The organism is Anatilimnocola aggregata (genome assembly GCF_007747655.1).
Classification (GTDB): Bacteria; Planctomycetota; Planctomycetia; order Pirellulales; family Pirellulaceae; genus Anatilimnocola; species Anatilimnocola aggregata.
Window position 1 is genome coordinate 8,215,062 of the sequence record NZ_CP036274.1, and the last position, 25,613, is coordinate 8,240,674.

Annotated in this window: 20 protein-coding genes and 2 pseudogenes; 16 read left to right on the top strand and 6 right to left on the bottom strand. The window is 55.9% G+C overall.

The window, feature by feature from the left end; translation table 11 throughout:
- Positions 1-146: 146 nt before the first annotated feature.
- A complete protein-coding gene (locus ETAA8_RS31250; RefSeq protein ID WP_145098385.1) occupies positions 147-395 on the bottom strand; it encodes a hypothetical protein in 249 nt (82 codons plus the stop codon).
- A 500-nt stretch (positions 396-895) separates the two neighbouring features.
- Between ETAA8_RS31250 and ETAA8_RS31255 the strand changes: the two genes are divergently transcribed.
- The 4 genes from ETAA8_RS31255 to ETAA8_RS31270 all read left to right on the top strand — a co-directional run bounded on the left by ETAA8_RS31255 (position 896) and on the right by ETAA8_RS31270 (position 3,480).
- Positions 896-1,444 (top strand): hypothetical protein, encoded by a 549-nt coding sequence (locus ETAA8_RS31255; protein WP_145098388.1) that lies wholly within the window; start codon positions 896-898, stop codon positions 1,442-1,444.
- Between the two features lie 41 nt (positions 1,445-1,485).
- Positions 1,486-1,857, top strand: coding sequence for a DUF1257 domain-containing protein (locus ETAA8_RS31260; protein ID WP_145098325.1), 372 nt, complete (start codon positions 1,486-1,488; stop codon positions 1,855-1,857).
- Positions 1,854-2,060 (top strand): DUF2997 domain-containing protein, encoded by a 207-nt coding sequence (locus ETAA8_RS31265; protein ID WP_145098328.1) that lies wholly within the window; start codon positions 1,854-1,856, stop codon positions 2,058-2,060. The genes ETAA8_RS31260 and ETAA8_RS31265 overlap by 4 nt, the downstream gene beginning before the upstream one ends.
- Before the next feature lie 346 nt (positions 2,061-2,406).
- A complete protein-coding gene (locus ETAA8_RS31270; RefSeq protein ID WP_145098331.1) occupies positions 2,407-3,480 on the top strand; it encodes an AAA family ATPase in 1,074 nt (357 codons plus the stop codon).
- Positions 3,481-3,815: 335 nt separating this feature from the next.
- On the opposite strand, the gene istB is transcribed toward ETAA8_RS31270, so the two are convergent.
- Both istB and istA read right to left on the bottom strand, forming a co-directional pair.
- On the bottom strand, positions 3,816-4,637 hold the full coding sequence (istB, locus tag ETAA8_RS31275; RefSeq protein WP_145086466.1) for an IS21-like element helper ATPase IstB: 822 nt from the start codon (positions 4,635-4,637) through the stop codon (positions 3,816-3,818).
- Positions 4,634-6,148, bottom strand: a complete 1,515-nt coding sequence (gene istA, locus ETAA8_RS31280; RefSeq protein ID WP_145086469.1) for an IS21 family transposase — start codon at positions 6,146-6,148, stop codon at positions 4,634-4,636. The genes istB and istA overlap by 4 nt, the downstream gene beginning before the upstream one ends.
- A gap of 197 nt (positions 6,149-6,345) precedes the next feature.
- Between istA and ETAA8_RS31285 the strand changes: the two genes are divergently transcribed.
- Positions 6,346-7,065, top strand: coding sequence for a tetratricopeptide repeat protein (locus tag ETAA8_RS31285; RefSeq protein ID WP_145098391.1), 720 nt, complete (start codon positions 6,346-6,348; stop codon positions 7,063-7,065).
- A gap of 1,017 nt (positions 7,066-8,082) precedes the next feature.
- On the top strand, positions 8,083-8,733 hold the full coding sequence (locus ETAA8_RS31290) for a hypothetical protein (RefSeq protein ID WP_145098394.1): 651 nt from the start codon (positions 8,083-8,085) through the stop codon (positions 8,731-8,733).
- A 320-nt stretch (positions 8,734-9,053) separates the two neighbouring features.
- On the opposite strand, the gene ETAA8_RS31295 is transcribed toward ETAA8_RS31290, so the two are convergent.
- Entirely contained in the window at positions 9,054-9,260 is a 207-nt protein-coding gene (locus ETAA8_RS31295) for a hypothetical protein (protein WP_145098397.1), read from the bottom strand.
- Between the two features lie 1,133 nt (positions 9,261-10,393).
- On the opposite strand from ETAA8_RS31295, the gene ETAA8_RS31300 reads away from it, so the two are divergent.
- The 7 genes and pseudogenes from ETAA8_RS31300 (at position 10,394) to ETAA8_RS31330 (ending at position 22,145) form a co-directional block, all read left to right on the top strand.
- The gene (locus ETAA8_RS31300; RefSeq protein ID WP_145098400.1) at positions 10,394-10,642 is read left to right on the top strand and encodes a hypothetical protein; all 249 of its coding nucleotides are present in this window, start codon (positions 10,394-10,396) and stop codon (positions 10,640-10,642) included.
- 114 nt (positions 10,643-10,756) lie between these two features.
- Positions 10,757-11,002, top strand: a pseudogene (locus ETAA8_RS36015) (transposase); the annotation flags it as partial.
- A 56-nt stretch (positions 11,003-11,058) separates the two neighbouring features.
- The gene (locus tag ETAA8_RS31310) at positions 11,059-11,550 is read left to right on the top strand and encodes a transposase (RefSeq protein WP_261343586.1); all 492 of its coding nucleotides are present in this window, start codon (positions 11,059-11,061) and stop codon (positions 11,548-11,550) included.
- A gap of 157 nt (positions 11,551-11,707) precedes the next feature.
- A complete protein-coding gene (locus ETAA8_RS31315) occupies positions 11,708-11,974 on the top strand; it encodes a hypothetical protein (protein ID WP_145098408.1) in 267 nt (88 codons plus the stop codon).
- 252 nt (positions 11,975-12,226) lie between these two features.
- Positions 12,227-12,784 carry an RNA polymerase sigma factor gene (locus tag ETAA8_RS31320; protein ID WP_145098412.1) on the top strand — a complete coding sequence of 186 codons (558 nt, stop codon included), beginning with the start codon at positions 12,227-12,229 and terminating at the stop codon, positions 12,782-12,784.
- 31 nt (positions 12,785-12,815) lie between these two features.
- Positions 12,816-18,626, top strand: coding sequence for an SUMF1/EgtB/PvdO family nonheme iron enzyme (locus tag ETAA8_RS31325; RefSeq protein ID WP_145098415.1), 5,811 nt, complete (start codon positions 12,816-12,818; stop codon positions 18,624-18,626).
- Between the two features lie 336 nt (positions 18,627-18,962).
- Complete coding sequence (locus ETAA8_RS31330; protein ID WP_145098418.1) at positions 18,963-22,145, top strand: tectonin domain-containing protein; 3,183 nt, start codon at positions 18,963-18,965, stop codon at positions 22,143-22,145.
- A 171-nt stretch (positions 22,146-22,316) separates the two neighbouring features.
- Here ETAA8_RS31330 and ETAA8_RS31335 read toward each other — a convergent pair whose 3' ends face one another.
- Complete coding sequence (locus tag ETAA8_RS31335; protein ID WP_145098421.1) at positions 22,317-22,670, bottom strand: hypothetical protein; 354 nt, start codon at positions 22,668-22,670, stop codon at positions 22,317-22,319.
- Positions 22,671-22,774: 104 nt separating this feature from the next.
- Here ETAA8_RS31335 and ETAA8_RS35495 point away from each other — a divergent pair.
- Positions 22,775-23,821: pseudogene (locus tag ETAA8_RS35495) on the top strand (IS630 family transposase).
- A 500-nt stretch (positions 23,822-24,321) separates the two neighbouring features.
- Entirely contained in the window at positions 24,322-24,552 is a 231-nt protein-coding gene (locus ETAA8_RS31350; protein WP_145098430.1) for a hypothetical protein, read from the top strand.
- A 96-nt stretch (positions 24,553-24,648) separates the two neighbouring features.
- On the opposite strand, the gene ETAA8_RS31355 is transcribed toward ETAA8_RS31350, so the two are convergent.
- Entirely contained in the window at positions 24,649-24,894 is a 246-nt protein-coding gene (locus ETAA8_RS31355) for a hypothetical protein (protein WP_145098433.1), read from the bottom strand.
- Between ETAA8_RS31355 and ETAA8_RS31360 the strand changes: the two genes are divergently transcribed.
- Positions 24,884-25,285, top strand: a complete 402-nt coding sequence (locus tag ETAA8_RS31360; RefSeq protein WP_145098436.1) for a response regulator — start codon at positions 24,884-24,886, stop codon at positions 25,283-25,285. The two genes, ETAA8_RS31355 and ETAA8_RS31360, sit on opposite strands and share 11 nt — an antisense overlap.
- Positions 25,286-25,613: the final 328 nt, after the last annotated feature.

Genomic DNA, 25,613 nt, shown 5'->3' on the forward strand with positions numbered 1-25,613 from the left:
CGGCGTGTGTGTACTGGGTTGGCTGGGCTAAAATGCGCAGAGTATGCCTACGAATCCGACTATAAAGAGGGGCTCTATAAATTGCCAGCGGACAAAGTGACTTTTCTTTAGTTTGCGGCAATTCGTCCTACAGAGAGGGGGTTCGATCATCCCTTTTGGGCTATTGATTGCGTCGGCTGGTCGCGATCAGAGGTATTGTGCCGGCGGTCGAATAGTACCGCGACGGTCGGGATCGATGGTCGGCGAAAACCGACCGAGAAACTGGCCGGGCGCGCGATCCGCCATAAGTCGCCGCAATAAAGACGCCTGAACGCGGCCTCAACTTGGGCAATTCGGTCTTCGCGAAACACCCGGATAAACAACTGGTTGTCCACATCCACCACGACCAGCTGCACTTCGCGGCACCAGAACCGAACCCCGGTTCGAATTCCTAGCCGAGAGCATGCGGGATCTGGACCAACTCACGATAAGTATTTCCGCCTGCCGACCGAGAAACTGGCCGGGCGGGTGTTGGAGTGATCCGCCGTTCCGATGGTGGCATGAGTCACCAGCTTTACCTAAATATCTGCAATTTACGTGTCACAATAAGTTGCCACCGGCGTAGATATCGGAATCTCTCTTTCGAGTGTTCTACCGGCTCGATTCCTGCGGTGAATTGACAATCTCCGCAACTCCGGCTCGCGCTCTACTTCATTACTGCTTTGGCCTCTCGCCTAGCAGCGTTCTTCCCCCCCAGCTTCTCGAAAGGAGGTGCGCTTGCAGCTCACCACGTTGGTTGTCTGTTTTTCGTTGTCCTTGGCGGCTTTGGCGGTAGCTTTGGTGCGGCAAGTTCGGCTGTACCGAGCGACTCGAAGACTGCTGGGAAGGTTTGTTCAACACAGGAGAACTTGTAAGCATGAAACACCTCGGTCTCGTGATCGTCGCCGTCGCAGGCTACGTCCTCGCCGGTTGCAGCACCGACGAACGCCTGGCGGACCTGGCTCAGCAGGTCACGCATGAACAGGCCGCTCAGAATGAACGGATGGCTGAGGCCTCCCAGACTGTAGCCCAGGGAAGCCAACAACTCGTCGAGGCCGATGCGCAGGCTCGCCGTGAACTAATCGACCTTCAGCACGAGCTGCGTCGCGACCAGGCAGGAATTGCTCAGCAGCGCGACGTATTGGAGGTCGAACGACGGGAGCTCGCCCAGGCTCGACACAAAGAATCACTTATTACCAGCGGGCTTACCGCCGTGGGAATGCTACTCGCAGCCCTGGCTCCGCTGGTGCTTGCTGCTATTTCACTCGTTGGTCTGTGGCGAGAGACAACGAAAGAAGAGGAGGGGCAGGTATTCATCGAAGAGCTTGCCCACCACTTACTGGCTGAGCAACGGCCTTTGCTGCCGGAGCCCGCTCGTTCAAGACTCGAAACACCGGACGAGGATCAACAGCCTCCGCCCTTCTAGAACGCTCACCCATCGAATCACCTTCACCCAGAAAGGTCTGCATGTCACATATCGTTCAGATACAAACTCAGGTGCGTGATAGTGATGCCGTCCGCGCTGCCTGCTTGCGGCTGAAATTGCCAGCTCCCGTACATGGAACTGCACGCTTATTCACCACCTCCGTCACTGGCTTGGCCGTCCAGTTACCGGGCTGGAAATACCCGGCCGTCTGCCAGCTGGAAACCGGCCAGGTTCAAATCGACAACTTCAATGGTCACTGGGGACGGCAGCAAGAGCTAGACCGGTTCCTGCAGGCCTATGCGGTCGAGAAGGCCAAGCTCGAAGCTCGTCGCAAAGGTTTTGTCGTGCAAGAGCAGCCTCTTACTGATGGTTCGATCAAACTTGTCATTCAAGTAACAGGAGGTGTCGCTTGAACAGGATCATTGAAGTAACGATCTCTCCTACCGGCGAGACACGTTTGGAAACTCACGGCTTTGCGGGCGGAGCCTGTCGACAAGGTAGTCAGTTTCTCGAACAGGCATTGGGCGCAATGCTGCTGGAAAAGCTCACGCCCGAGTTCTACGCCAGCCAAGTCAACCAGGACCAGGTCGCTCGACAGCAGGGTTGCAGTCCTTAGGAACTCCCGAGAGCCCAGCTGCAGTCCCTCTTGGCTGCGACCTTGCCGGTTTAAGCCAGTCTCCAAGGTCGCTAGTTTCTGTGCGGTCTTGGTGTCTCGCAATCTCTTAATTATGCGAGAGCTAGTCCGCACCAAGCTCAAAACAGCAGAAAGCGACCTGGGTCAGGTTGCACGCCTCAAACGCCACGCTTGAGGGCTGCCTTCATTGTCGGCATTGGTTGCACCTTCTGACATACCGTTCCCGGCAGTTACGTCGGGAACGCGTGAACACGAGCCAAGCAATCCACTCGCCGGACAATTTGTCTGGCTTCGCCTAATTCTATCTCACCACCCTCGGAGTCACTCCATGCTTCAAGATCGTTTGTCGGAACTAATCCAGGCTTGCTTCACAGGCATCTGGGTCGAAAGTCATGAGCATGAAGATGCTCTGGCCGAAATCGGTACACTGTGCCAGCAGGAAGCCTGGCGATTAAATATCTGGGATCTGGAGCAGGGACTGCGCATCCCCGGCCAGGAGAGCCCTGCGGGAAGTGCAGCTAGTGCCGTTGATCCCCTCGCAGCCATCCGTTCGGCCAGCACGCTGGCCGCTGCCGGCAGCACCGGGATTCTGGTGCTCGTAAATTTCCATCGCTTCCTGCAGTCGGCGGAGATTGTGCAGGCTCTGAGTCGGCAGCTCATCGACGGCAAGCAATCGCGCACGTTCATTATTGTTTTGTCGCCCGTGGTTCAGGTGCCCACCGAACTCGACAAATTGTTCGTAGTGGTCGAGCATCCCCTCCCGTCACGCCCCCAATTGGCTGAGATTGCCGCCGGAGTTGCCACTGAAGCGGGTGAACTGCCAACCGGCACTGAATACCAGCGTTTACTGGATTCTGCGGCTGGCCTGACTCGCTATCAAGCCGAAAGTGCCTTCAGCCTCTCGCTGGTGCGGCACGGCAAGTTGCAGGTGGAAACCCTTTGGGAGCTTAAAGCTCAGACACTCAAGAAGAGCGGGCTGATGACGCTCCACCGCGGCCACGAGCGATTTGACGACCTCGGAGGGCTGGATGCGGTCAAAGCCTTCTGCCAGCGATCCTTGCGGCCCCAGGCCAACCGTAACTCCGCTGTGCAGGCCCGGGGAATCTTGCTCCTGTCCCCGCCTGGCTGTGGCAAGAGTGCGCTCTGCAAAGCGCTGGGCAACGAAGTGGGACGACCTACGTTGCAACTTGATGTAGGCAGCTTGCTGGGTTCGCTGGTGGGCCAATCGGAAGCAAACATCCGGCAAGCGCTGCGGATCATCGACGCGATGGCGCCAGCCATAGTCTACCTAGATGAATGTGACAAAGCGTTCAGTGGTGTCTCGGGAAGCGGTGATAGCGGTGTGTCGGCCCGGCTGTTCGGGTCATTCTTGAGCTGGTTAGTGCGCCGTTTCACGGCGTAATGGATCTCCGAGAAACTCGGAGTGGGTTGGATGCAAGTTTACCCACGGGTCACCAGACCCACCTCGGACCGAAAGGAAAGGGGGAAAGTAGCATGTCTGGAAAGCGATTGCTGCCTCGAAGCCGTTTAGGGCAGGCATCGCGAGACCCGGGCGATACGGTGAAACCTGGATTGGTTGAACCTTGTAAACGACGGTCGAATAGTGCAGCGCGCGGCGGTTGAAAAGTGTGGCGCTGAGGTGGGGAAGGGTCTCAGTCTAAATCAGGGTGTTGGGGCATTCCAGTAAGAATCCTTCCTCCTCCGGAGGAGGAAGGATTGCGACGGTTGTAACGACGGCTAGGATTCTGCCGTTTCATCGGCGGGTGACAAGGATGAGGTCGCCGGTTTCGGGCGCGATCCTTTGCGGCGGCGCCGCGCGTCTTGCAAGCGATAACTTTCGCCGGTCGATTCGAGGATGTGGCAGCGGTGTGTCAGCCGATCGAGCACGGCGCCGGTCAGGCGCTCGCTGCCCAGGACTTCGGTCCATTGCTCGAACGGCAGATTGGTGGTCACGATCAACGATTGGCGTTCGTAAGCGCTACTGATGACCTCGAAGAGCAACTCCGCGCCCAGCTTACTGGCGGGGACGTAACCCAGCTCATCGAGGATCAGCAGATCGAACTTGGCTAGTGACGACTTCATCCGCAGCAGCGTCCGTTCTTCTCGGGCTTCCATAAGTTGCGTGATCAGTTCCGTCACGCGGCAGAAGCGGACCCGTTTGCCCCGCTGACAGGCGGCAATGCCAAGCGCGATGGCCAGGTGCGTCTTCCCCGTGCCCGGATGCCCGAGAAAGATCACCGACTCGCGGCGTTCCACGAACTCGCACCGCAGTAGTTCTGCCACCAGCACGCGATTGAGCGAGGGCTGGGCGGCGAAGTCGAAATCACCAGGCGATTTCAGGTTGGGAAAGCGCGCTGACTTGAGCCGCCGCTCGCTGGCACGCTTCTCACGGTTGAGTAACTCCAGCTCACACAGTTGCAGCAGAAAGCCCAGATGATCGACGTTCTCCGTCGCACACCGCTGGGCCGTTTTCTCGCAGCCCTCCAGGAACGACGGCAACCGTAGGGCCTTCAAGTGATGCTTGAGCAGCACCGTGCTTTTGGTTTCGAGAGATTTCATAACACACCTCCCGTCGTCAGCGCGCAGGTCAGTTCACGGTAAGACAGGAGATTGGGAGGAGGGATCGAGTGCGACTGCAGATGCGGATGATTGTCCAGCCGAAACCACCGCGTCGGCTCTTCCAGTCCCTGCTGCACGAGCAGCCGAATCGCATCGACGGCCAGAACGTCGATCTCCAGTGCCCGCTCAATCGCCGCAGTTAATGCAGCCAGCGAGATAGTCTCCAGCAGCCGCAAGGTTTTGATGAACTCCCGGCGGCCGTGTGCGCCGCCATCTGCTTCCAGACGCCGCCGGAGGAGATCGAAACAGTCCGGCAAGCCCCAGTTTTCCAGGGGTTTCGCGAAGTCCAAGCCCCCTGGCTTCCGCTCCAAGAGTGCCAGGTAATGCAGCGGGTTGTAATGGACCTGCTCCTTCGACCAGTCGCGTGGATGCTGGGCAACCAACTTGTCGTTAACGACCAGCCGAACTTCCTCCAGGCCGCCAATTGCGGTCACTTTCTGATGAGCATACTGCGTCGGCACCGAGTAATCGTTGCCGTCGAAGCGAACCAAGGAAAGAGAGTTGGCCTGGGCCGGTTCGACTCGCCGCGCTTCAAAGCCCGACTTCGGCAGCGGCAACAACGCAGCCTGCTCCTCTGCCAACAACGTGGCTTTGTTCGCCGGTTGTCCGCGTAACTGGCGTTCCAGATCTTCACAGCACTGCCGCTCGAGTTCGGCATTCAGCACTTCCAGGCTGCCGGTCCGTGGTACCGGCACCAGGAAGTTCCGCCGCGCGAAACCGATGAGGTTCTCCGTATGCCCCTTCTCCATCGGCCGTCGCACCAGGCAGAAGTGATGCTCAAACAGATAATGACTCTGCAGCCGTAGGAACTCACGCGTCGGCGTGTCACCCCGTTTCCCCACGAACCGGGCCACAGCAATCCGGCTGTTGTCGTAGCTGATCCGGCGGGGCACGCCGCCGAAGAACTCAAAGGCCCGCTGATGGCCCGCTTGAAACGTCTCGGTGCATTCGCGAGGAAAGACCTGCACGAAGAACGCGTCGCTGTACGGCAACGACATGACGCAGTACGCGACTTTCGTCGGCATGCCTTGCAGCACCACCTCCGCTTCGCCGAAGTCGAACTGGGCTTCGCCCGGTTGATGCGACAAGGGTAAGAACACCTCCGCCGTGGTCGTTCGCCACTCCCGCACGACCTCGCCGACCACCGTGATCCCGCCGGTGTAGCCATGCTCGGCACGCAGGCGGTCGAAGATCCGTTTAGTGGTGTGGCGCTGCTTGCGGGGCGCCGTTTTGTCCTGCTCCAGGATCTCGTGGATGATCGGCAGGAACGGATCGAGTTTGGGCCGCTCCCGGGGCAGACGTTGTCGATAACCGGGCGGCTCAGGGTGCTGCAGGATCTTTTCGAGGGTCTGCCAGTGAAGGGAAAATTCCCTGCAAACCGCTCGTTTGGATTTCTTCTCGGTCAGGACAAGACGACGGATTTCGGTCCAGTTATGCATATCTCGCAGCATGGGCTACGCTCGCGGATCGTAAGGCTTGAGACGCTGGGAAGCCTCAAATCTGCCTTACGGATTCTCACGAGCAGGGCTAGCGCTGCACTTTTCGACCGACCATCGGCTCCGCCGCGCGCTGCACTATTCGACCGTCGTTTACACAATTTGCCCGGGCCGAAGCCTCGTTTGCTCAGGCCTTCAAGCTCAATCCCAAGTTGGCCACTGTTGAGGGGCACCTCGCCTTGGCCGAGACGCAGTTGGCGCTGGATGGTTTCGCCGAGGCTGAGACCTCGGCTGCTGCAGCGTTTCGCCTCGATGGCAATTCCGCCAAAGCTCAAGCCATCATGGGGCTCGCAAAGCTAGGGCAAATGCGGAACAAAATTGCATTAGGGCATCTCGACGTTAACGACCCAATATCCAAAGCTGTGCGCAGCGATCCCCAATTGACGGGGTGGATTCTTAACGAAATGAACCGCATTAAGCCGGGCTATAGAATCGCTGGACTGGGCAACAGTGAGCAAATGGGCCGAATCGAAGATCAAGTCGCCGCGGCAAACGCCATCGGTAAGGAAGCTGTGGCACTCGCCCAAAAAGGTGACTTCAAAGCCGCCGCCGACACCATGCTCCGCTGCGCCGATGCGTATCCTAACGTCACACCTGGCATCCCCTGCATGATTCGCCAACAGGCCGCGCAACTCCGTTTTCAATCGGGCGACAATCAGACCGCGCTTGCCGACGCCGACCGCACGATCCAACTCTTCCCCGATTTGCCGCCGGGGTACGTCGCGCGGTACATCGCGCTGAAGTTACTCAACCGTGACGCCGAGGCCGTGGCGGCCAAGCAAAAGCTAGTGGAAATGAAAGCCCCGGAAGCCGAACGACTCGAAACCGCCCTGCAAGCCATTCAAGCCATGCAAAGCAAGGCCAAGCCGTAGCGATAATTGCCCCCGCCCTGTGCCAAATTAAATGCACACTCAATGAAACTGGTGCATCGTAGTGGGATGCTGACTTTTGTCGGCAGCTAGTTGGAGAACTGAGGGGCCAAAAACGCGAATCGCGCGTTGGCACGCACGCCACCGCGACGAAATCACGATCTCCGGCCCGTCGTTGGTCGCGATCGATCTGCCGTCGGGCGAGATAGCTAACGCTCGAATTTCGCCCGCAATCGCGGCAAAACTTGCCAATGGCTTGCCATCTGTAGCATTGACGTATATCAGTAGGCCGTCGAGATGCGCCGTGACTAGCCAGTGGGAATGCCACGTCAGCGCCGAAGACTGCGGGCTTTGAAACACACCCACCATGTCGATTGCTAACCAGCTCAAGGCAGCGCTGATTACCTCCGGTAAGGCATATACCAAACTTGCGAAGGAGGCTGGCGTTTCGTATGTAAGACTACTGCGATATATAAGCGGTAGATGTCGACTAGGCCCCCAGCCATAGTTCGGACTGCTGGCGGGCCTTTTTCGCGCACAGGTAGAATGGCGGAATGAAACTCACACTGCGCGAACTATTCCTCGTAACTGTAGTCGTTGCTCTTGGGCTCGGATGGTGGCTAGACAATCGGCAAAGAGCTGCTCAAGTCGAATCACTCACAGCGTATCACCGCGCGCTGAAGGAAGTTGCAATGGTCGCACATCAGCAGCGGCCCATCGACAAATCCGATCAGCACCATCTTCGCCTTGTACTAGAGCAGCTTTCGGTTACGAGCAATTGGCAACATCCGGCAGATAAGCGGTAATCCACATAATGCCCACCAACCGCGCTCCCCTCATCGTCGCTATCGTCTTGCTGCTGCTTCTGCCGTCCGTCGGATAGTAACCGGTTCCGGCATCTGTTTTGACACGCCGACCAATTTGAGCCCCCTGAATCTTCGAAGTTACAAACCGCTTACAACATCGCAGCTCGGCTGGCGGTATCGTGATAGGCAAATTTGCCGAATCAGGAGCTGCGCGATGTTTCGATTTCTGCTGACTGTCGTTGTCCTCTGGCTGGCAATTCCGCTCGCTGCCTTTGCGCAAACAGGCGATGCCGCTCCCAAGAAGCCAGAGGCGCGAATGCCGATCGGCAGGACGCATGGAATGTCAGGTGGAACGTTGCAATCGAATCACGAAAAGAGTGATGGCACGCGCGTGCTGCATGGGCTGCAGGTGGTGTACGGGCCGCGGTTGCAGATCAAAGAGTACAGCGTATTCAATCTGGGACGCTGCGAGCAGCTTGTGCAGATCCATCCCAACGGCAATTCTTTCCGCATGCAATGGCGGGAGCACAATGGTGATGGCCACGAAGCGCTCTATGCCTCAGGGGCGGACACCATGATCGCCGAGAAAGTGATTGTCGACGGCGGGAAGGATATCGGCCCGATCAAGGTTCCGGAGCGAATCTGTCTTGGGTGGGTGCGAGCGGGGAAATGCTATTCAGGAACGTTCCTAATGCGCGAAGTGCAAGGCTTCCAGTTCGTGCTCCGACTGCACGAATACAAGGAAGGCAAACTCGTCAACAGCAAGCCCTTTCCTTTCGAGCGATTCGGGATCCCCGTGGCAGAAGCCACCGAAGAAAAGTGGCGCTGGTCCTTTCCCGAGTGGCCGCAAGCGGGGAAAGAATAGCACCACCAGGCAGTGGCGAGCCACGATTCCGCAGCCGAAGAATACTCTGCTCGCGCGAGTTAGCAAAGCTTCTTCACGTTGACGAAGCGCATGGCTGAGAGGTTGGACGCTTTGATCTCAAGCAGTGGATAGCAGCCATTGCCTGGGAGGGTGGGAATGAACCGCCGGATAACTTCGCACCGGCAGGTCTGAAAGCGACGGTGCCTTTCAGCAACTCCCTTAGATTCAGCACCTGGACGCACGCTGTTTTCTATCGAGTAGGGGGGCAAGAGGCAGCTCTCCACTTCACACACTAAAAATTCCGCACTTGGACAGAGGCGCTAGGCTGAGTTTTGAGGTGCCATCTTCAGAATAATGGCTTCGAGATCCTCGCGCGTCTTGATATTGCTTGCAATCTTTGTGTCGGGAGGAACGTCGTCGTTCCACGGCTTCATGTCCATTACATCGCCGAAGTAAAGCGTTCCGCTAGCCCAGCGCAGCCAGGTCGTATCGCTGATGAACCCTGCTAGCCCGGCATGGTGTCGCACTTGTCGAAGCCAATGTCGATGAGCGCTTCTGTTGTGATTGAGGTTGCCATATGTTCAGCCTGAAGCGGAACGTGTTCCTATCTACCGCTCTTGTTCGGATTTTGGCTTTTTCGGTGGCAAGGCAGGATTGAAGATCTTCGCCTCAGCTCCACACTCACACTTGAAAATAAAATCTGTGCCGCGGCCATAGGGCTCGATGCGAATCAGTGTCATGTGGTCAAAGCCGCAGACGGGGCATCTTCGTTCTTCGTGTGAATCCATGTGGCAATCTTACGAATTCACTTCGCCGCGGCTAGACGGAATCGTACAGCGCGGCCAAGCGGCGGCCAAATAGACAAAATATCCGCTACAACCCGAAAATATAGTATTACGTTTCGCCGATTGACATGCCCGTTCTGCAGGCAACAGTTTATCTGTGGTGGCAATCAGGCGGGATTGGCGCCATTACGCCTGATTGTGACGACGCTGGCAAGTGAGCATCGCAATCAGGCTTTTTCGTGCGCATAGAAAAGCCCAGTCAATAGGGACCGGGCATAGCGGGCGATTTCTGGGCAGTCGTCGCTTCGCTAGGGAATGACATCGGTTGTAACCGGAATAAGCTGCATGAGAAGCTTCTGCCTGGCGCACACTCGGCACGCAACTTGACGCCCGCTAACCGTGTGGAAGAATTGTTCGTGGTGCATTCGAGCAGGTTGCTACCACTACGCCTGATTGTGACGACGCTTGCAGGTGAGCGTTACAGTCAGGCTTTTTCGTGCGCGCAGGTAGGCATTTCCCCATTGCTAAGAGCGCGGGTGTCATCCGATGTCACCTGCAGGACTCAGCGACTGCCCAGAAGCCGAACTCCTGGCCCCGCAACTCTGGCGGGGCATTTTCGTGCGCGGGTAGAATGGGGCGATGGATCAGAACCCCTACGAGTCACCTAGCTCGCCATCAAAAGCTCATGCGGCACCAGCGCCGCGAAAGGCTGCTTGGAGAAGTGGTGCGATTATTGGTGCCGTCGTTGGGCTAATCACCGGCATCCTTTTTTCCCCGACTGACTATGAAGCGGCGTTTGTAGTGGCACTTATGTCTACGGTGATTGGGGCGGTAGTTGGCGGCTTCATAACGCGCAACACCCCAAGTTTAAACAGATGACCAACCGCGCACCTCTCATCGTCGCCATCGTCTTGCTGGTGCTTCCGCCATTGCTGTACGTGGGGAGTTATCTGGCGCTGGTGAAGCCCCAGGGCGACATCGTCTGGAGAAAGTCTCGGCCTTTTTACTGCCACTACCGAGTTGGCAGCGAGAGAGTCGTCCCCAATCTTTTCTGGCCGCTGGAACAACTTGACCGAAAACTGCGGCCAACCGAGTGGATCGGCCCAGCAGGCAAGGATGACTAGAGCCGGTTGCAAAACCGCGTCTCGCTAGCTGAACCGTTGTGTGTTGGTGATCGTAAGATTCACGAAAGGAGTTCGTCAATGTGCTCAAGGTCTCGCGAATTGGCGGGATCCAGGATGGAACCGACGGAGTTGGGGTATCGTCCGCAGCTGAATGATGAGCAATGGGCGTTGATTGCCGATTTTTTTGTCGAGCCGGATCCGGACCCACGTGGTGGTCGACCGCGGGCCGCTGCTCGGCATTGCCTCGAAGGCATTTTGTGGGTCTTGAAGAGCGGCTCACGCTGGAAAGATCTGCCGTCTTGCTTCCCGTCATACGCGACGTGCTGGCGACGCTTTGCCGCCTGGTCGGTCGACGGAATCTGGGAAGCGGCCTGGCGACGACTGGTGCTCGCGCTCGATCAACGCGGCGACATTGAGTGGGAAGAAGGCTTTGCCGATGGCACGTTTGCCTCGGCAAAAAAGGGGGCGATCTTGTCGGCCCCACCAAACGCGGCAAGGGAACCAAGCTCATGTTGCTGGTCGATGGCAACGGCTTGCCACTGGGAGTCGACGTCAACAGTGCCAGTCCTGCGGAAGTCGGCCTGATCGAGCCGCTGCTCGAAGAAGCCGTCACCGACTACGTTCCTGATCGCCTGATTTATGATCGCGCAGCCGACAGCGATCCTTTGCGCGAACACCTGGCAGATCGCGGCGTGGAATTGATCTGCCCCCATCGCCGTGGCCGAGTGCGGCCACCAACTCAAGACGGCCGCGCACTGCGTCGCTATCGCCGCCGCTGGATCATCGAACGCACCATCAGTTGGCTTCATTCCTTTCGCCGACTGGTCACACGCTACGAGTACTACTCGTTCCTCTTCCATAGCTTCGCCAAGCTGGCCTGTATGATGATAGTCCTCAGACGGTTTTGAAACCGCTTCTAGGCAACACCTTGCCAATCGACCGAAAGGCGAGGCCGGGAGCGTGGAGTATCCCGCGAGACCTACTGCAGTCGGCAATCACGATTGAGTGAAGTCCACTTCACCTCAAGCCGGCGGGATCGTCGGAAAGAGCGGCGGACTAGGTACCGTGCTCACTGCCCTTCTTAGGAGTATCGGCGTCACGGAGATGCCCGGCTGCAACTGCGGCGCACGTGCCGACCGGATGGATCGCTGGGGAGTCGAAGGTTGCTGGGGGAATATCGAAACGATTTATAGCTGGATGGAAGAGAGCCAGGCCGCGTTCGGTTGGCTGGAGAAAGCCAGGGCAGCAGCAGCGGCGTTTTCAACGGGGCTCGCCTTCGGGCTAGATCCTGCCCGACCGCTTACGAGTTTGGTCGATCTAGCGATTGAGTAGGCCCAGAAAAATAAGGACGTTGCGTAAGGTCCACGAGGTGCAACCGAATCAGAGGGCAAAGGAAGCTAGAAGCTGAACGAAAGACGCGAAGATGCCAATTCGGATCCATTCCGTTGCAGTGAGAGCTTCATGATCGTCGCGTTGGTTCATAAGTTCGGTACACCACGCCCCAGATCATGCAACTATTGATCAAACCCAGTGCGGTAGTACAATCGAGGGGATTGTGGCGTTCGCAAGCTGACGAGACTTTGAATGCATTCGACTTCGTTTACACTTCTTGAGCGGGTCAAAGTCGCGCGAAACGATGCGGACTGGGATCGATTCGTCAATCTCTACACGCCAATGCTCTTTGCTTGGGCGAAGCGGTTCGGGTTGGGAGATGCGGACGCATGCGATCTAGCGCAAGACGTCTTACTAATACTACTTAAAGAACTGCCAAACTTCGAACGAGGTCGCAAGTTTTCCTTCCGAAGTTGGCTTAGAACGATCGCGACTAACAAATGCCGCGAGCACTTGCGACGCAAGAAGCCGCAAGCGCTAGATCCGATGTCGGCGCTCCAGCTTTCTGATTTCGACGCCGAACCCTTCTGGGAACATGAGTACAGGCAACTCTTAGTCGCGCGCGCGCTCACTGTGATGAAGGCAGAGTTTGAAGCAACGACTTGGCAGGCGTGTTGGGAGCACGTTGTGTCAGGGCGTAAAGCCGCCGACATAGGGGCGGAGTTACGTCTCAGCGAAGGTGCCGTCTATGCCGCGAAATGTAGGGTCATGAAACGACTGCGTGAGGAACTCGAAGGACTACTTGAGTAACTAGCTACCACAGCATTCGGACAAGCACGAAATGTCACCCGAAAGTAATGACATGAATCCTGAGTCATGTCTGACAGACGAACTACTTAAGCGTCTTTATGAAGGCTTGCTGAGTGAAGCCGAGCTTAATGTGGTCGTGCCTCACCTCGAGTCGTGTGCTATTTGCGAACGACGTTTAGCTAACGTTTCTGTGGGCGGTGGAGAGGTTGCCCAATTCGTTCGACAAGATGCTGAGGGCCAATTACCTGAGGTCGTCGAAGATCTGATGCGAGCCCTGCGCAGTCGTCGATCGCCGTCGTTGAAACAGGATTTGCCCGCGCACTTCAACTGCCCCCACTGCCATAACCCGATTGAACTTGTTGCGGACGAGGATCTCAACGAAGTGGTCTGTCCCTCATGTGGAAGCTCATTGCAGCTTGACCATTCGGAAACAAAGACTTGGAATCCTACTCAGCTCCCGATGCTCGGTCGTTTCCAACTCATAGAACGCGTTGGTCAAGGCGCTTTCGGCACGGTGTATCGGGCCTACGACAAGGAACTGGACAGAACTGTCGCTGTCAAAGTACCACGCAGCGGCCGGCTCGCGACCCCGGAGGACGAAGATCGTTTTGTTCGCGAGGCCCGTAGTGCTGCAAAGCTACGTCACCCGGGAATCGTTGCCGTTTATTCCGTCGAACGCAGCGATCGCTTCCCCTACCTCGTTACCGAATTCGTGCAAGGAGTAACTCTTGCGGATGCGTTGACCGGGCGAAGATTCACGCATAGAGAGGCGGCCCGCCTGATCGTTCAAATTGCTCGATCGCTCGAACATGCTCACGATCAAGGTATAATCCATCGCGACCTAAAGCCCTCGAATATCATGCTCGGGGATGATAGCGGTCCCCGCGTCATGGACTTTGGTCTGGCAAAGCGCAGCGCCGACGAAATTACCATCACGTTAGAGGGCCAAGTACTCGGCACTCCAGCTTACATGAGCCCAGAGCAAGCCGTGGGTAGCGGACATCGTGCCGATAATCGTTCAGACGTCTACTCGCTAGGCGTTATCTTGTATGAGTTGCTTACCGGCGAACTCCCATTCCGTGGGAATGTTCGTATGCTACTCCACCAAGTTGTGCATGATGAAGCGCCGTCCCCCCGAAAGCTTGACCACCGCATTCCGCGGGATCTGGAAACGATCTCCCTTAAGTGCCTTTCGAAAGATCCCGCGAAGCGCGTTGCCAGTTGCGGCGAGTTGGCTGCGGAACTTGAACGCTGGCTGCGAGGGGAGCCAATTCTCGCACGACCCATCGGACGACTTTCCCGCTTCGTTAGCTGGTCACGGCGTCACCCCGATATAGCAGGTCTGCTCGCAACCGTCCTCACCGTGTTACTTATCGGAATTAGCGTTTCGACATTCTTTTGGATCAGATCTGCGCAGAATGCAGTTGTCGCCGAGGCAAACGCGCTGCAGGCAAAAGCGAACGAATTAAAATCGAACCTAAACGCAAAAATCGCGGACGAGCATCGGCATGCTGCTGAAACAAACGCGAAGCGCGCTAGCGCAAATGCCGAGAGAGCAGAAGAGCAGTCGCGGTTTGCGAAGCAAAAGGAAGAAGACGCGCGTTGGAGTGCCTACGTATCGGCGATGAATTTGGGATTTCAGGCTTGGCAAGATGGATATGTGGGAAGGGCGCAGCAACTACTTGAGGAGCAAATACCGCAGCCAGGACAACGTGACTTGCGTAGCCTGGAGTGGTTACTGTTATGGCAGCAATGCCATGAGCAGTCATTTGCCCTTCGCGGGCATCAGAAACGTGTCAACTGCGTAGCGTATTCTCCGAGTGGTGAAACTCTCGCCTCTGCAAGCGACGATGGGAGTGTAATCTTATGGAATACCTCGGATCGCACCATTCGGAATCGTATTCACCAGCCAAATGCCAAAGTGAAGGCACTTTCCTTCTCGCCAAACGGGAAATGGTTTGCCACAGCAGCAGACAATGGCAACGTGATCATTTGGAATGCGACCTCACTTAATAAAGAACGAGAGTTCCTCACTGGTCTAACTACGCTTGATGTGGTGAATTCGATACCTTTGACTTTGGTAATTTCGGATGACGGCAAACTTCTAGTTGTGGGAGGCGAAGCATCAATTCGCGTGTGGGAGACAAGATCTTGGTCTGAGGTTTTTCGCAGGAACATTGGGCATTCCGCTATCGCCATTTCTCCAGACAGTGAAGTGCTTGCCATTAGTGATCACAGCGGTCAAACCAGACTGTTGGCAATCAGCGATGGCCGCGAACTTGCAAGTCATGGAATATACACCTTCGCACTTGGATTTAGCCGGGACGGAGCGTTTCTCCATTCGGCCGTCACGAATGGAAGCGGCCTTTACAAGTACGATCGCAAACTTGGGCAAATCGCGCAGTCTGTATCCAAGGAAGCAGCGCCAACTAAAGACTTAGCAATTTCTAAATCTGGTGAAATTGGAATCTTAGTAGGAGGTGACGGATCGGCGTCAGGAACGATTGATGTGTGGGATCTGAAAACGTATTCTTGGATCAGGCGACTATCCGGGCATGATGGATCGGTGTGTAGTGTTGCCTTTGCGCCCGATGACCGCAAATTTGCCACAGGTGGTGCTGATGGAACGGTGCGGGTATGGGATAACGAATCATTGCTTCAAAATGGACGTTCGCAGGGACATCGCGAATACGTCCTCGCTTGCTGTTTCTCGCCGGACGGTTCTCTCGTGGCCACCGGCGGCGTTGATAAGACAGTTCGAGTGTGGGACTCGCGGACCGGCGAGCTCTTGCAGCTACTTCCACAACCCGAACGCGTTTTCGGAATTGCGCATTCGCCAACCGAAAAACTGCTCGCGATCGCAAGTGCCTCGCAAGCGGGTGACGGACTAAGAATTTGTTCAACGAGCGACTATCAGCAAGAGTCCGTTGCAGTAAATGGACTTGAACCGCTAAGTGTTTCGTTTTCGCCTGATGGAGAGCGCATCGCATGTGGAATGAGGTCCGGGGAGGTTTTGCTGCTCGATTCGACTGATCGCACTGTTCTGAACTCGTGCAAATATCACCTAGGGCCCGTTTATTCAGTGGCGTTTTCAGCCGACGGCACATTGTTAGCAACGGGAACTGGCGACAATCATTGCGCTGTAATAACATCCGACACGCTCGAACTGCGGTACTTCTTACGGGGTCATACCAATGCAATTCGTCAAGTTGCGTTTTCACGCGACATGCAACTTCTCTGTACGGCATCCTTAGATGGATCAGTTAAAGTCTGGGATCTGCATTCCGGTACGCTTAAGGCGACTCTGGCAAAATCACCTTTGTCCGCATTTTCTGATTCCTATGCAGTAGCGTTCACCCCCGACGGAAAGTCAATTGTCGGAGCATATTCCAATGATCAGTATGATGGTGAGCTGCGGTTGTTTCAGGTCTCGGATTTAACTCAACATGGCAAATTTGCTGTACCTTTGGCTCTCGTTTCCAGCATGGCGTTGAGCTGCGACGGAAAGCAGGCACTACTTGGGCTAAATGATGGTCGCGTATCAATTATTCGCCTCGATGATCCCACTGCTACTAAGACTCTAGGTGTCCGCTCCGATTGCTACGGAAGTGACTTCTCACCGGACGGGAGTAAGTTTGCCGTCGGCGGCTACCAGCATGTGTCTGTGTTTGACACATCTACTCGTAAGCAGCTGTTCACGAAGAGGGTAGGAACCCAAAACATTACTGGTGTTCGATTCGTGGAGAACGGCCGGCGGCTATTGACAAGTGAAAGTGAGCCGGCTCACGGGCCTCGCAGTCCAGGCGAGCTGTGTGTTTGGGATGCAGCCACCGGCGCTAAAGTGACCACCTGCTTGATTGACTCACAGAGCGGCCTCATAAGCTTAGCGCCCGATGAAAGGGAGCTGGCACTTGTCGGCGTTGCTTCGCAGACCGGAGCGCCGAACATCATATTTCTACCCGGGATTAGTACTGTTCAAAAGAATGCTCGAATTGTGCTTCCAAAAGGCGTTGGTGGTGCAGGCTTCGAAAACATCATGTTTTCACCCGACGGAAAGCTGCTCTTGCTAGCAGAGGGTTCCTATTTCGATAGTGAGCCGGGCACGGTGATCATTGTGGACCGGAAGACGAGTAGCGTTATTGGAAGCCTGCGTGGGCATGCAACTTCAGTGACAAGTATTGCGTTTTTAGACAACGGGTCCACCGTCGTCACCGGCGGAACAGATCGCACTCTCCGCGTCTGGAGCATGAAAACTGGTCAGTTGCTTCGAACTGTTAATACTCGTGAGGCTGTCCTGGCAATTGCGACGTCACCTAACAGCTCACGTTTAATAACATCGCATTCCGACAGAGTCTGCCGTATCTGGGAAACGGTCACGTGGAATGAGATCTGCTCGTTTCGAGCACCATCGGGCCTGTACGGTTCGATCAATGTATCGCCCGATGAGACCTCGTTGCTGGTCACAGGTTCTAACCGAACCTCGATTCGACCAGACTATGAGGTGTTAAGAATTGCCAAGCCGGCAGATGTAGAGACCTATCGCGTTAGGGAAGTGGAGTTTCACGAAGAAGTTCGACGGGCATCAGTGCAGCGGCGTGAGGACGCAGAGTCACTGCTTACGAGGTTGAAGACGGCACACGAAGATGGGCTGATCGGCGAATCTAGTCTATTCTTGGGACATCGTCTGTTTTCGGTCGATTCCGATGTTCTTGATGTCTCGGAGCATGAGGCTCGGGCGCTTTTTACCTCGGCATTCGAGGGAGCCCTAGCATGGGATAAATTGCCTATTCAATTGAGCAAGATTGAGCCTATTAAATTGCGAAAGAGTCGCGAGCAGGGTGCGGCAAATGCGAAGCGAAAAAAAGAGGGGCTCGAGTATATGGCGGGGCTCTTGCAAGACGCGAAGCAGAATGATTCCCAGGCCACCCAAAACAGCGCCCTTTCGTCGTTGGAACGAGTGCTAATATTCGATCCGGCCAACGTGGAGGCACAGCAAATGACGGCGAAGATCCGAGCCAGCGCGCCGGCTGCGTCAATTACGAATACCCTTGGGATGACGTTGATCAAGTTAGAGTCCGGTCGGTTTTGGATGGGAAGTCTAAATAACGAAGAAGGGCGACGACCTGATGAGGTAATCCACCCCGTTCGGTTTACAAAATCGTTGTTCTTGGCCGCGCACGAGGTGACGCGAGGTCAGTTTGCGGAGTTCATTGAAAAGTCAGGGTATGTGACAGAAGCGGAGTCGGCGGCATCCGACGCAACGCGTGACGTTCTGACTTGGCGCAGTCCGGGGTTCGAACAGGATGATCGCCATCCAGTTGTGTCTGTTAGTTGGCATGATGCAACGGCATTTTGCGAATGGTTATCAAAAGCAGAGAATAAGAAGTATCGCCTTCCTAGCGAGGCTGAATGGGAGTATGCGTGCCGCGCTTACTCGACAACCCCATTCCATTGGGGCGATCGTCTTGACCAGGGAGAAGGCTGGGGAAATCTTGCGGGTCGGGACGATGATGATCTGACGAAGCCAAGCGCTCGGGTTCCCTGGAGCGATAAGAGGGTGTTTACAGCGCCCGTGGGAACCTTCAAAGCGAACGCTTGGGGATTCTATGACCTTGTGGGCAATGTGAGTGAGTGGTGTCGAGATGACTATCAGTCATATCCTGTATTGCTGGTAACCGATCCGAAAAGTGACCGCTTCGGATCACTTCCTGTCGTGCGTGGCAGTTCATTCTCGAGCGAGCCGACGACATCCCGTAGTGCGTTTCGGCACCGCCTTCCTGCAAAAAGAGTTTCAACTAGCACTGGATTTCGCGTTGTTTTGGAAAGTGACGACGAAAAGTAACGGCGTGTTTTGTCGTTGAGGGTGTACCACGTTGCCAAGCAAGACGCGGCAACTTAAGTCGCCTTGCTGTCGCCAGCGATAGCTCGGCTACGAGCCAGTTCATCGGTCCATTCTACCGCTCGCTTCGCGGGTTCGGCGAAGGACCTCACGGTTAGCGGACTCGACTTTGGTGCTGCTGCCGCAACTGAAACACTTGGGTGGCTCCCGATACCTGGCGATGTCAATTTCGCTTTCAGCGAGAATTCTTTCGTTCCGGTGTAAGGTTTTCGCCCGGCGCGCATTTTATGGTTGTCTACCGTGAACTTGAGACAGTCAGTCAACCTAGGAATCACTTCAATGCCCCGTCATAAACACCGTAGCAGTAAGACGTTCCGTCGCCTCGGCAATGGTGTGGAATTGCTTGAGCGTCGCGAAGTCATGGCGTCGGCGATAAGCGCGGCGCTTACCCAGAGCGTATTAGTCATTGAAGGGACACCGGGAAATGACTCGATTCGCGTCCGCCAGATGAACGGTCAAATCAGCGTAGAAGGAGTTGCCGGATCGTGGTCCGCCGGACAGGTGACGGCAATTCGCGTTGCGGCCCTCGATGGCAACGATCTGGTCGACTTGTCATCGGGCCTCAGCGGTCAGCAGAAACTGAATGTTCCCGCCTATGTCGATGGCGGCTTGGGCGACGACAGCGTGGTAGGAACCAATGCCAAGGATGAATTGGTCGGAGGAGGCGGCAATGATTGGCTGCTTGGTGGTCTGGGAAGCGACATTCTTCGCGGCGGTGCTGGAACCGATCGTCTGTTCGGCCAAAACGCCGATGACACGCTCCTCGAAGGGGAGATGAGTGCTCAAGTCATTTCCACCGGCATCAGCGCGGACGGCAAGATTTATGTTCTGCGCGATGACGGCGTTGTTGAGCGAGTCGGGTTTGGCGCGATTGGCACTGGCATCAAGAGCCTCGGAGTTGCGCCGGACGGCGTGGTTTATGGCCTAATGCAAAATCAGATCGTTTACCGCTATGCAATCGGGACGAATTCCTGGAGCAGCATTTCTGGCGCGGAAGTCACCTCGTTGAGCGTAGCAGCCAATGGCGCCGTTTATTGCTTGACGAGCAGCAAGATTGTGTATCGCTACACCGGCATGAACAATCGCTGGGACGCCATCTCGGGTGCCGAGGTGACTTCACTGCAGGTTGCTGCGGATAACAACGTTTACTGCTTGACTACGGGCAAGATCGTTTACCGCTATTCGGGCACAGGCAACAGTTGGACTGCGATCACCGGCGCAGAAGTCACTTCGTTCAGTATTGCCGCGAACGGCACCGTCTACTGTCTCACGGCTGGTAAGGTTGTCTATCGCTACTCCGGCAGCGGGAACGCTTGGAGTGCGATTTCAGGTGCAGAGGTCATCTCACTCAGCACGACGCCCGACGGAGGCGTCTTTTGCCTGACTCAGGGAAAATTGGTCTATCGCTACAACGGCGCCGGCAATAGCTGGACGCCCATCTCCGGTGCGGAAGTCATTACCTTGACGACCACGGCCGACGGCAGCTTGTATTGCCTCACGACTGGCAAGATTGTCTACCGTTACACCGGCAACAGTAATATTTGGAATGCGATTTCTGGTGCCGAAGTCACCTCGCTAGGCGTATCGCCGGATGGCGGGCTCTATTGCCTAACCGTGAGCAAAGTGGCTTATCGCTACACGGGAATCTCCAACGCCTGGAATAGTTTGCCCTTGGCCACTACCGATGGTGGGAGACTCACCATTCGTGGGAGCGAAGGCAATGACACCATCACCGTCTCTCCACTGTCGGCGGGTCGTATTTTGGTTTCCGGAATCGCTGGCAGTCTGTCCGGCGAGTGGAGCACGGCTGGAATTACCAGCATTCAAATCGAAGGGCTTGGCGGCGATGACACGATCGTTAACCAAGGCGGAACCGTGCCGGTTGTAGCTCATGGTGGCGTGGGAAACGACCGCTTAGCGGGCTCCCACGCACTGGACGCGCTCTACGGTGATGAGGGAAGCGACTTGATCGAGGGGAGCAGCGGCGTCGATGGAATTTATGTCAGCAACAATGTGCTGTACGTGATTGGTACACCTGGTGACGACACACTCGAGTTTCACCGCAACAATGGCCGCGTAATCATCCGTGGTCACCGGCCCGACCTAGGGCTGCATACGGATCTAACACGCAACTGGCCGACGCCGACCCGTGTGGAGGTTTTGGGATTGAATGGCAATGACACGATCACGAATGTTTCGGTGCTTTCGCCGGTCATCATCAAAGGAGGCGACGGCAACGATTTTCTCCGCGGCCTGAACCCGACGGATGGTCTGTATGGCGAAGAGGGGAACGATACGCTCGACGGCAGTGCAGCCTTCGACATACTGGCTTCGAACGACGGCGTCCTATTCGCTGCCGGCACTCCCGGCAACGACATCCTCACTGTTGCTCAGAACGATGGCTATATCCTGCTCCGCGGGGCAGGGAAGGAAGTGACTCGTAAATGGGCTTATAAGCCATTGCCGGGAGTGACCGAGGTGTATCGCGTGGAAGTGAGTGGCCTCGGAGGCAATGACACGATCACCAGCATCGCAACGGAATTTGGAATTACTGCTCGCGGTGGCGCGGGAAATGACCGGCTTACGGGTGGAGATGGTGATGATCGACTGGCGGGCGGCGTCGGAAACGACCTATTGATTGGCCGCCTCGGTAATGACACTTATGTCTTCGAGGACGAAGCGACACCTTTCGAAGTTGACACTATCGTCGAACTTGTTGGCATTGCAAACGGCATAGACACGCTCGAGTTTAGTGACGTGTCGCGCGATCTGTTCGTCTCTCTGCGGGTGAACGGTACGATTTCGACCGAATCTCTGCGGATCATAAATGGTATTGGAGGAGCATTTGAGCGGGTCATTGGCGGTTCCGGGAATGATGTACTCCACGGGAGTGAACAGCCCGACTTTCTATACGGAGGCGACGGAAATGACACGATTTATGGATACGATAGTGATGACATCTTATTGGGTGGATTCGGAAGCGATTGTTTATATGGTGGGCAGCACAATGATGTTATAGACGGAGGCTTTGGCTACGACATCATCTGCGATACTGAAGGGGCAAACTTGTTCTTCGCTGATTTAGTCATCCAGGCCGCTCAAATCCGCAATGGCACCGCGATCGTCACTACCTCTGCCGACACCGTTATTACAGGAAGCTCAGACACGGCAAAGAATGTTATTGTGGCACGTTCCGAATCGGCGGTGGGAACGAGCTTCGAAGGGGGCTCTCCCAAGGTCGGTCCCAGCGATGGTGCAATTGTCGTAACAAAGACATTGAAATATGTTACGGCCGGCACGGTCATCGGTGGTATCATTGGCGGAGTCATCGGTACAATCGCTTGGGGGCCTGGCCCTGGTACGGCGGCTGGTGTCCTCGCCGGTGCCAAATGGGGTGCATTTACGGGGGCGGCGATAGGTATTGGAGAGGGAATCTGTGATTTGATCGCCAGCATATTTTAACTCATGATTTGCATTAAAATCATTACGTTACTCCCCAGGCACTCGTTTCAACTTGCTTGAGGCTAACTTACTGGCGGCCACCAGACGGCAGCATAATAGGCAACCGCTACTGGAATTTACTTCACTGCATTCCGGCTTCGATGTGCAATCTTAAGCGTTTAAACTCGCCCATCATCCCTGGTGCAGGTTCTCCTTGGCCGTGAGCAGGATGAGGTCGCGGATCTGCTCCGGTGTGTTCGGCCGGCCCCGCTTCCGCTTCTTCGGTTTCTGCTTCTTCTCGGCACGGATCCAGCCCAGGATGGTGGACGGCGCCACGATCGTCGTCAGCTGCCTCAGGACCTTGCCGCCGAGCTTCTGGGCAAACTTGACCAAGCGATTTCGTTCCTTGAGGGTGACCGTGATGCGTTTCGGCAACTTTGACCGGAGAATCTGGTTCTCGACCTTCAGATATTTGATCTGGCGGGCCAGTTCTTTCTGCGTGGAGCCGGCGATCACGAGCAGCAGGGACCGAAAGACGTTGGTCATCGAATTATACGCATCCCAGGTTGAAATAGCGCGCATCCTATTGCGCCAGCGCAGTCTACCCAGCATGATAGGGCAGCCCATTCAGTGTGGAGGTTGCCTTGGACGTGCATTTGCATTTGTCGCTCGAAGAGTTGGTTCGGCGGGAGCGAGTCGAGAAGGATGCGGCGCAGTCGAAGCGATTGCGGATTGTGATTCTGGCGATCGGTGGGTGGACGGCTCCGGCGATTGCGATGTCGGTGGGTCTGTCGCGGCGAGTTTGTCAGCGGTGGGTTTATCGCTTCAATGAATTCGGGCTCGCGGGTTTGGATGATCGTCGCGGAGCAGAACCCAAGCCGACGCTCACACCCGAGCAGCAAGTGCAAGTTTGCGAGCGGCTCGAAGCTGGGGCGACGCTCGCGGATGAGGTGTGTTCGCTGCGCGGCGTCGATGTGCAGCGGATTCTCGCCGAAGAGTTTGGCGTGCTCCGTTCGCTGGCCGCGGTTTATCATTTGTTGCATCGGCTGGGCTATTCCTATTTGACTCCGCGGCCTCGTCATCGGCGGTCGAATCCCGCAGCGCAAGAGCAATTTAAGCGGGAACTGCCGGCGCGTTTGCAAGCCCTGCGCACCGAGCATGTCGGCAAGAGCGTGCGGGTTTACTTTCAAGATGAGTCGCGTTTTGGCCAACATGGAACGACCACAAATGTGTGAGCTCGTCGCGGCTCACGACCGACGGCCGTGCGGCAGACCGAATACAAATATCTGTGGGTGCTCGGTGCCGTTTGTCCGGAGACGGGCCACTCCGATGGTCTGCTCAGTCCGCACCTGAACACGAAGATCGTCAACATCTTCTTGCAGCAGTTCTCGCAAACGCTGACCGCCAATGAACACGCCGCGCTGATCTGGGATGGTGCCGGCTTTCACACCAGCAGCGAGTTGAACGTGCCCGCAAACGTGACCATCATTCAACTGCCGGCCTACAGCCCGGAACTCAATCCGATCGAAAATCTCTGGCACTATTTGAAGAGCCACTACTGGTCAAATCGGGCCTACGCAGACTACGCCGACCTGGAAACCTCGGCGATCAAAGCCTGGCAACTCGCCGTCCTCGACCCGGATCTGATGAAAACCGTGTGCGCCGCACCCTACGCCGACGGCGCTACTTTGAAGTAGGATGCGTATTACAATGGATTTGACGCAGCGAAATGATGGGAGTGCTTTCTTTTTTGCACCCCGCCGGGACCGTCGGCCATTTGAAACGTATCGCGCGTTAGGTCGATGTGCTGGAGCGACGTTGCTCAATCGCATCCGAGAGCGCAGAGAATGCGCGCCGCTGTTAACCCGATGCCTAAAAAGTTCGAAGAGGGTTGCGACCGTTTCGGACACCGATCGGGACTCGGAATCAGCAATTACCGCTCTCACAACCACTTATGAAAATCGAAAAAGAGAGTACTGTCACGTAGAGGGTTGTGCACAGGGAGGTGGTTAACAGCCCATCTTCACAGACGGCTTTCGAATCATTCTCTCGGCTGTTAACCCGAGGCCAAAACTAGAGACTGGGGTATCCGGCCGAACTCTCCTCATTACCGCTTAACACAAAACCGCGTCCCTATCTGAGACGACAAACAGATATCGCGTTTAGTAGGAGAGTCCCGACCAGGGAGGTCGTGACGTTGGACCATGCGCAGAAGCTGCACGATCTGACGGGGACCGTGAACAGCACGCGGTTCTTCCGCTGGACGGCCGGTGCGCGATGCTGCCGAGGTCACGCGTATTTACTCGACGATTTGCCAGCTGTGCCCGTTACTGAAAAACGACGTCTGCGGAATGTGTGGCTGCAGATGCACTGGCGTGGTCAGCATCACGAACAAGATCGCAATGGCCACCGAGCATTGTCCGCTTGATTCACCGAAGTGGTGAACTTGTTCACGGAGAGATGCGACCGGATCGTCTCGCCGCGATCACTTCACCTACGGCCGCACTGTCCTCGAACCGCTTGGCTACGCCGGGTCTGCCACGGGATCTTCGCCATCGAGTCGAACGTGCAAGACTGGTTTCCGCGTGCATATGATCGGGGGAATGAACCAAGTTGCATCCTCGGCCTGTGTTACCCCCGACTTGAGGAGTACAATGCAGCGTTGGCTAATGAGTAAGCCGACGTAGTGGACGACCCCTGGGTGTTCCGCCACGTCGGCTTTTTTATCGTCGGTACCCAACACAACAGGGAGAATACCGGTGATAGACACAAACATCTTGTTGGTTGACGACGACTCGGACACCTGCGATTCGATGTCGGACGTGTTCTTAGATCTCGGCTACACGGTGGATACGGCCCACGATGGTGCAAGTGCCTTGGAATTGTCCGGGGGCCATCATTACCGTTTGGCGCTGCTTGACTACAACATGCCCGACATGGACGGCCTGGAACTCTGCCGACGCTTGAAGAACATGCAGCCAAACATCGTGGTTGCACTGATAACCGGCTTCACTTCCATCACCACCACGGGAGAGGCAGCCGAGGCGGGGATTAGGTGTTCGTTCCTAAAGCCAATCAATTTCTCATTGCTGATGCCGCTTGTGGAAAAAATTGTCGGAAACTTTGTTTTTCGGCGTTTGGGATCAGATGTCCCAACGTAACCTTGCGGCAAAAATGGCGAACTGAAGTCAGTAACCAATCTGGCTATTGCCCAAGGCGGTGGTGCTTTGTGAAGTCATCCGCAGCTGCCGAGGATGAACCTGCGAATTATACTCTGGCCCTCTTCTTAATTAGTCGCGCAGGCGATCAATCTGCCCGCTTTGGTTGACAGTTCTTTAAGTCAGCTTTGCACTTCCTAGCAATTCCCGAAGCTTTGCGAGCATATCGCAACGAATTTGGCATTCTTAGCTTGCAATCGATCACTTAGCCATTTAACGCCGCGGGCATCCGAAGTCTCCTCTAAAGTTTGGCAGATCTGAGGTTTTCGAG